Raw genomic sequence first — 7,418 nt, forward strand, 5'->3', positions numbered from 1 at the left:
GGTCCGCAGAGTTTTTTTCAGTGGAAACGGTCGACATACTTATCTGTTTCAGAGAAAACGAGTGAGAAACGAAGGGGGGCGGTTTTGTGAGCGGTCGCCGCATTCAGCGTCCACCCACCGCAGCAACCCCGAACGACGCCCTTTAGGGTAATTTTCCCGAGCCCGAATCGACAGGGGGCAATGAAAACGGTGATACCGCCGCGTCGCCATTTTCATGCATCACTCGCCAATCCAAATCCTCGCGACATTGCCGGGCCGTACGAAACAGCAATAACGGCACGACCACTGCGGCAAACGCAGCAGGAACCAACGAGTATCCAAGCACCTCGATCGCGCCGGCAAGCAGCGACGGGATTCCCAAACAAGTAAAACCGCTGATCGCCCCAGTCACGCTGCCAAACACGCGAATGCCGGTGGGGGTCCAAGGAACGCGTGGTTCTCGCATCGATAGCAACCATCCGGACACCGTGACCACGGGAATCGCCGCAAGCAACGCCAACACGGCGCCGATCCCAAAGTACAGCAGCGCACCAAAAAACATCGACCCCAGCATCGAAGCCGACGACATTCCCGGCGATGAAAACAAACTCGCCAGCATCACGAACCCGATCACGCTCCAACCGAACAAGCCTCCAGAAACCCCAATCATCAGAGCAACATCGAAACAAACCTTCAGTGAAGAAAACGGTTTTCGCTGAGCAATCTCGTCCTCAAGGACCGCGACCGCTTCATCGACGATCGTTGCGGCATAGGGATTTACACTGGGCGGCGTCGTCATCTTTATCCAGCGTCATCGTGTTTGGCAGGGGATCGCGTTAGACTATTTATCTTAACCGAGATTGAACTCGACCGACCACACTCGCGAAATCCAAAACTCGAAGCGATGCATTTCATGTCGTCCCAAGAATACACGACAGCCCAAGAACACGCCGCCCAAATCGATTCGATTCGGACTCAGTACGAAGAGCTGGCTGAATTGGCGGGGTCGCTTGCCCACGAGATCAAAAATCCGTTGTCGGTGATCCACATGAACATCGATTTGTTGAGCGAGGATTTGGCGGAAATCGACTCGCCAATCAGTCGCCGCTCGGTGGACCGTGTTGATATCGTGCGTCAGCAATGCGAACGAATGGAAGGCCTGCTGCGTGACTTTCTTCGCTACGCACGGCTACGCGACATCGACCTCGTCCCCGGCAGCTTGAACGAACAGATCGAAACCGTGCTGCGGGCCTACCAAGCTCAGGCGGATGCGGCCGCGATCGACATCGAAAAATACCTGGATCCCGATCTGCCCGCGATCATGTTGCACAGCGACTCGCTGCAAGCAGCGTTGATGAATCTGGTCAAAAACGCATTGGAAGCGATGGAAGAAGGAGGCCAAATCTGGGCACGCACCTACCCGACGCGTACCGGGGTCGCGCTGGATCTAATCGATACCGGCAGCGGTGTGGACGACAACACCGTGCTACATATGTTTGAACCTTTTTACAGCACCAAAGAAGGCGGATCGGGACTGGGGTTGCCGACGGCCCGGAAAATCATCGAGGCCCACGGTGGCCGCATTAGCGTGCAAAGCGAAGTCGGACGCGGCACAAAATTCGTACTCGAATTCCCCACCCCCAAACGCTTGGGCTAAATCAAGCCACCATTCATTTATCCGATTCACGGGCGACGGTGGGGGCGTGTTGTGTGGCGTAGCGGAAGTCGCGAGCGACGTTCGTTCCATGGTGCGTGGCCTTCGAAACGGTAGTCGCGTTCCGCTACCTGAAAATGCTTCACCGCGTTGGCTCAACGCCGCGATTGATTTGGGGCGGCATCCGCTGCGAGTGCGGTCTTTACCGCATCACGCAACGCTTCACCGCGAAGATCACGGGCCACGATCTTGCCGTCGGGGCCAATCAACCAGATCGATGGGATCGATTGAATGCCATAAGCGTCGAAGATTTTTTCGTGCCGCTCCGTGTCGCCCACCCAGCCCTGACGGTAGGCCGCGGGACTTTCGTCGAGCAATGCTTGGGGAAGATCGATGGATTGATCCACGCTTAGACCAATCATCTCGAGACGCTCGCCACCGAAGTCTTCGTAGACCGATTCCAAATTAGGGAACTCGGCTCGGCATGGTCCGCACCAAGTCGCCCAAAAATCCATCAGCACAAATTTGCCGCGGAAGTTCGACAATTGGAACTCGCTGTCGTCGTACGCGGTCGCTGTCCAGTCAGCAGCCGGGTCTCCCGGCATCAGCACGTTCTTGATTTTCAGCGTCAGATTGGCCGGAAACGGCTTATCGACGTTTTTGATGATAAACTGCCGCATGGCGTAAGCACGCGCGAGAGTCTGTGAACGCGCCGCACCGGCATCGGGGTGCATGATCGTCGCGGTAAGTTGGTACCAAGCCGGCTTGATGTCTTCGAAAACAAAGGAACCATCGTCGGCAAGTTGCGTCGTGTAAGTTGCTCGCTTCGCACGCGCTTCTTCGACCTTGCGGAGATAATCCTTGTAGTCATCCGTCTCCATGAAGTCTTGGCGCCATTGCGAACGCTCCTCGGGTTTCATCGTGCTCCACTCTTGCGGGTACGGCATACGCGGGTGCTTGTAGTTGCCTTCCAACGTGACCACAACCTGATCAAGTGAGAGCCCGTCGGTATTGATTCCCGCGGACACCTCATCCGGCATTGCCACCATGCCTTGCACGGAACAGGTGACAAGTTCGGCCATCTCCGATTCTTGTCGCGGGGCTTCATTCGTCTCGCTTTGAGCGTAGGCCCCAACATTGCAAACCAAACAAAGAATCAAGGAAAGAAGCTGCTTCGTGCGCATAGAAAGAATCCTGATAAGTCTGCTTGGCCGAAAAGAGCGTGGTTGCACTGGTTTGCTGTGGCACCCCTTTAAAACCAGCAGTCTGCAAAGCTTTTGGGGAGGTGAAGTTTTCACGCGAGAAAAACGGATGGCTGCTAAATGTTTCGTGGGCGGCGTTTGCGACCGCTGGGGGCGAAACGTTTACGAATCTCCGATACTGCGGCGATCAATCGATCCGCTTCTTCAAACGTATTGTAGAAGTAGAAACTGGCGCGAGTCGAGGCGGACAAGCCAAGCGATTTGTGCAGCGGCATCGTGCAGTGATGTCCAGCGCGCACTGCAATCCCATAGGCATCAAGCGTTTGTGACATGTCGTGCGCGTGAACGCCGTTGATCACAAAACTGACAATCCCCGCTTTCAAATGAGGCTTAGGCCCGATGATCCGCACCCCTTCAATCTCGCGAAGTCCGCGGTCGGCGTAACTGCCCAACTCTTTTTCATAAGCGTGAATCGCGTCGAGTCCGACCGAAGTCAAATACTCGGTCGCAGCATGTAGCCCAATCGCTTCGACGATAGGTGGTGTCCCCGCCTCGAACTTGTCCGGCAGTGCCGCACACGTAAATCCGCTGGTCGTGACTTGGTTAATCATCCCGCCACCACTCAAGAAGGGTGGCATCGCGTCGAGTAATTCGGATTTGCCATACAACACGCCGATTCCCGTAGGCCCGCAAGTCTTGTGAGCACTGAACGCCAAAAAATCGACATCCAACGCTTGCACATCTAACGGTTGATGCGGAGCCGCTTGGGCTGCATCGACCAACACGCGGCAACCGTGGTCGTGAGCCATCGCTGTCCACCGCTGCACCGGAAACTCGACCCCAAGCGTGTTGCTTGATGCGGTAAAGGCGAACATCTTTGGACGCAGTCGCTGCAGATGGTCCGCAACGACTTCGTCGGTGATCGTAAAATTTTCGTCCAGTGGCAGAAACTCAATTTTGCATCCGGTTCGCTCGGCTAATTGGTGCCAGGGAACGATGTTGGCGTGATGCTCGGCAATCGTCAGCAAAATCGTATCGCCTGCCTTGACGTTCGCGTCTCCCCACGAACGAGCAACCGTGTTGATCGCCGCCGTCGTGCCACCGGCAAAGATCACCTCATGCGATTCGGCCGCGCCGATGAACTGCGCAACGCCACGTCGGGCCTGTTCGTAACTGTCCGTCGACTCTTCGCTGAGCGTGTGGATGCCACGATGGACGTTGGCGTAATATCGCTGGTAGCAATCCGACATCGCATCGATCACCACCTGCGGACGCTGGCTGCTGGCGGCATTGTCGAGAAAGGCTAACGGTTTTCCGTCCGCGACAATGCGATCGAGGATCGGAAAATCGGCGCGATATTTCAGGACATCAAACGCGGCCCGCGGTGGAGATTCAATTGGCATGTTCATCAAGATTCTTCGCTTAAGCTCGGGCCACCAAAGTGTGGCCCCTCGTTATCATCGGTATCCGCATCGACGGGCGAATGCACTGCACTCTGCAATACCCGCCACGAGAGCAGACAGCATTTTTGGCGGTTCGGAGTCAGCTTGGGACCGAACAATGCCAGCATTTCGTCGGCGGAGAAATTTTTGAGTTCCTCGAGCGTTTTGCCTTCCATCTGCTCGACCAACATCGACGCAGAGGCTTGGCTAATCACACACCCATCGCCATCGAACCAGGCCTCTTGGACCTTGCCGTCGTCGGTCAATTTCAAGTCGATATGGATCACGTCGCCACACAACGGGTTATTCCCCTCGTCGGAGTGGGTTGCGTGTTCAAGCAGCCCACGGTGGTACGGATCTTCGTAGTGATCGAGGACGTGTTCTTCGTAAATATCGTGTTCGCTCGGCGACATGAGGCTCTGACAATGGCGGGGCGAGGATGGAAATGGACTTTAAAGTGACCATTTAAGTCTACGCACGTTGTCAAAAATCGACGAGCCCCCATCGATCGATCCTGTTCGACGGAACCGACTGGGCCACATTATTTGCCTTTCTTTGCCAGTTTCGCTCAAGTTTTGCCCCTCACCGATCGGTTGGGCTTGCATCGCGGATTCGCCAAGTGTTATCGCAAAGGGGATGTTCTCGAATGTATGGAAGGTTTGGTGACGTATGCCCTACGGTGTCTATTTGTCTGCGGCTGGCGCGAACGCGCAAAGCCATCGGCTCGAGGTGCTCAGCAACAACTTGGCGAACGTGCAAACGCCTGGCTACAAACCGCAGCAAACGATTCTGCAGGCTCGTTTTGCCGAGATGATCGAAGAGGGCGAAGTTTCGCCGGGACTCGGCGGTGCGGACGATATCGGCGGCGGCGTGACGATCCAGCGTTCAAAAACTCAATTTGACCAAGGCCCGATGAAGCAGACCGGGGGTGAAACTGACTTTGCCATCAACGATGCCGAATCCTTTTTCGTGGTCCAGCGTGGCGACGAACGATTGATGACTCGGGCGGGTGATTTCTTGTTCGACAACCAAGGACGGATGATCAATCCGACCGGGGACAAGGTCATCGGCAGCGACGGAAAAAATATCCAACTCGACCCGACCCAGCCGTTTCAAGTGGGTCCCGAAGGTCGCATTCAGCAAGGCCAAAATCGCTATGAAATCATGTTGGCGAAACCGCGAAGTCAGGGCGATTTGTCACACGTCGGCGGCAACCTGTTTAAACCGCTCGCCGACATTGACCTTGTGCCCCCCACCGAGCGACGCGTCGTCGCAGGGCAACTCGAACAATCTTCGGTCAAGCCAACGATGGCGATGATGGAATTGATTGAAACCGGTCGGATGTACGAGGCGAACGTGCAGATGATCAAAAACCAAGACAACGTGATGGGATCGTTGATCAGTCGCGTGCTGCAACCGTAAACCTAAAAAAGTCCACCTGGAAAAAACGCGTCCTGCAAGACGTGTTGATCCCCCCCAAATAATCATCTTTTAAACGGAGTTCCTAATGAGCGTTCAATCGCTGTATACCGCCGCCACCGGCATGGGGGCGATGGAAACCAAGTTGGATGTGATCGCGAATAACTTGGCGAACATCAACACCACCGGTTTCAAAAAGGATCGTGCTAATTTCGAAGACTTGCTCTATCGCACCGAGGTGTACCCCGGCGTGAAAGATGCCACTCAGAATCCAACCGCCGTGGGCACGCAGGTCGGTTTGGGGGTGCGAATCACCAGCACGCAAACCGATCAACGCCAAGGGACCCTGCAACAAACCGGACGCGATTTGGATGTCGCGATTCGAGGCAGCGGTTTCTTGCGAGTCGTGGATCCGTCGACTCAAGACACAATGTTTACTCGAGCCGGCAACCTCGACATCAACGCCAACGGACAACTGGTCGTCGGTTCGGCACAAACCGGACGTTTGCTCGATCCACCGGTGACGATTCCCAATGATGCCACGGCGATGGTGATCAACGGCAATGGCGAGGTGATGGTCCAGCAACCTGGCCAAGTCGAACTGGCCAACGTCGGTCAAATCCAGATGTCACAGTTCATCAACCCCGATGGATTGCTCAAGGTCGGCGAGAACATGTACATGGAAACCGATGCCTCGGGTCCCGAACAATCAGGAAATCCGGGCGAACAAGGGCTCGGGGGACTCGTCCAAGGGAACCTCGAAGCATCCAACGTCGAACCGGTCCAAGAGCTGATTGATTTGATCACCACCCAGCGTGCCTTTGAGCTCAATAGCCAAGCGATCCAGGCGGGTGACCAGATCATGCAAAACATCTCGAACCTTCGTCGGTTCTAGTTTCCACTAGCGAAAAGTTGAACATGAAATTGGCGTCACCCATCCGAATCAGCATGCTGTCTCTTGCGTTGCTCGCAGGGGTCTCGGATGCGTGTGCGCAAACGGGCGCGTTCGTCCCGGTTCGCAAATCGCGTCCCGCCGCTACCTCCAACACATCGATTGACGCTGCGACGAACTGGACATTTCGCATGAAGAGTGAATCGGTCGTAAACTCGCCGATCGTGCGTCTTGGCGATGTCGTGGTGCCACTGGATCCCAATATCCCTGGTTGGCCACGGATGAGCCGATCCGCCGTGGGATTGGTTCCCGTCAGCGGCAAAGCGATGCGAGTGGATCGCCAGCGGTTGACTGAAGTGATCTTGAATGCCGAGGCGACGCCGCGCCGTCTCTACTGGATCGGTCCCGATGCGACCGAAGTGACCTACGTTGCTGCGGCAAATCCAGCGGCCTCGGTCGCAATGAATCGTGGACCAGGGAATCGTGGGCCTGGGAATCGTGGATCTGAAATTCAACAGGCAAACTACACCCAACCCGCAAACGTAGTGCAGCACGCGAACGGGCAATTACCTGTGGGACAACAGGTCGCCAATCGGATCGATCCCAGCCCGCAACGTGCCAATTTGGATCCGCAGTTTGCGGATCGCTTGATCCGATGGATCGAACTTGCCCTATTGCGAGAAGACGCGTCGCTGCTGGAGCGGTACAAATTGAGTATCGATCGACATCAACCTGCGATGCAAGAACTCGAATTGGCTCGCGGCATTCAAGCCGCCACTTTCGTCAACGCAGTGAAGTCTGGCCCCTCGGTATTGCGAGTCGTTTCCCAA

At 55.7% G+C, this 7,418-nt stretch carries 8 protein-coding genes; 4 read left to right on the forward strand and 4 right to left on the reverse strand.

The window, feature by feature from the left end; translation table 11 throughout:
- Positions 1-142 precede the first annotated feature (142 nt).
- Positions 143-778 carry a hypothetical protein gene (locus tag ABX962_RS25045; protein ID WP_372723376.1) on the reverse strand — a complete coding sequence of 212 codons (636 nt, stop codon included), beginning with the start codon at positions 776-778 and terminating at the stop codon, positions 143-145.
- Positions 779-892: 114 nt separating this feature from the next.
- Here ABX962_RS25045 and ABX962_RS25050 point away from each other — a divergent pair, with 114 nt between their 5' ends.
- Entirely contained in the window at positions 893-1,636 is a 744-nt protein-coding gene (locus ABX962_RS25050) for a PAS domain-containing sensor histidine kinase (protein WP_372723378.1), read from the forward strand.
- 152 nt (positions 1,637-1,788) lie between these two features.
- On the opposite strand, the gene ABX962_RS25055 is transcribed toward ABX962_RS25050, so the two are convergent.
- From ABX962_RS25055 to sufU, 3 genes are all read right to left on the reverse strand, one after another.
- Complete coding sequence (locus ABX962_RS25055) at positions 1,789-2,817, reverse strand: TlpA family protein disulfide reductase (protein WP_372723380.1); 1,029 nt, start codon at positions 2,815-2,817, stop codon at positions 1,789-1,791.
- 134 nt (positions 2,818-2,951) lie between these two features.
- Complete coding sequence (locus tag ABX962_RS25060) at positions 2,952-4,244, reverse strand: aminotransferase class V-fold PLP-dependent enzyme (protein ID WP_372723382.1); 1,293 nt, start codon at positions 4,242-4,244, stop codon at positions 2,952-2,954.
- Positions 4,244-4,690: a Fe-S cluster assembly sulfur transfer protein SufU gene (gene sufU / locus ABX962_RS25065; protein WP_372723384.1), complete on the reverse strand. Its 447-nt coding sequence runs from the start codon at positions 4,688-4,690 to the stop codon at positions 4,244-4,246. Before sufU ends, ABX962_RS25060 begins: the two co-directional genes overlap by 1 nt.
- Before the next feature lie 256 nt (positions 4,691-4,946).
- Between sufU and ABX962_RS25070 the strand changes: the two genes are divergently transcribed.
- The 3 genes from ABX962_RS25070 to ABX962_RS25080 all read left to right on the forward strand — a co-directional run.
- The gene (locus ABX962_RS25070; protein WP_339943993.1) at positions 4,947-5,699 is read left to right on the forward strand and encodes a flagellar hook basal-body protein; all 753 of its coding nucleotides are present in this window, start codon (positions 4,947-4,949) and stop codon (positions 5,697-5,699) included.
- An 85-nt stretch (positions 5,700-5,784) separates the two neighbouring features.
- Complete coding sequence (gene flgG / locus ABX962_RS25075; protein ID WP_339943995.1) at positions 5,785-6,591, forward strand: flagellar basal-body rod protein FlgG; 807 nt, start codon at positions 5,785-5,787, stop codon at positions 6,589-6,591.
- A 53-nt stretch (positions 6,592-6,644) separates the two neighbouring features.
- The coding region (locus tag ABX962_RS25080) for a hypothetical protein (RefSeq protein ID WP_372723386.1) at positions 6,645-7,418 on the forward strand (774 nt) is incomplete at its 3' end.

This window comes from Novipirellula sp. (assembly GCF_041583735.1).
GTDB lineage: Bacteria > Planctomycetota > Planctomycetia > Pirellulales > Pirellulaceae > Novipirellula.

What these genes read in the sequence shown, in the direction of transcription:
- flgG (WP_339943995.1), top strand. Translation starts at nt 5,785, where the DNA reads ATGAGCGTTCAATCGCTGTATACCGCCGCCACCGGCATGGGGGCGATG.
- ABX962_RS25060 (WP_372723382.1), bottom strand. Translation starts at nt 4,244, where the DNA reads ATGAACATGCCAATTGAATCTCCACCGCGGGCCGCGTTTGATGTCCTG.
- ABX962_RS25050 (WP_372723378.1), top strand. Translation starts at nt 893, where the DNA reads ATGTCGTCCCAAGAATACACGACAGCCCAAGAACACGCCGCCCAAATC.
- ABX962_RS25045 (WP_372723376.1), bottom strand. Translation starts at nt 778, where the DNA reads ATGACGACGCCGCCCAGTGTAAATCCCTATGCCGCAACGATCGTCGAT.
- ABX962_RS25055 (WP_372723380.1), bottom strand. Translation starts at nt 2,817, where the DNA reads ATGCGCACGAAGCAGCTTCTTTCCTTGATTCTTTGTTTGGTTTGCAAT.
- sufU (WP_372723384.1), bottom strand. Translation starts at nt 4,690, where the DNA reads ATGTCGCCGAGCGAACACGATATTTACGAAGAACACGTCCTCGATCAC.
- ABX962_RS25070 (WP_339943993.1), top strand. Translation starts at nt 4,947, where the DNA reads ATGCCCTACGGTGTCTATTTGTCTGCGGCTGGCGCGAACGCGCAAAGC.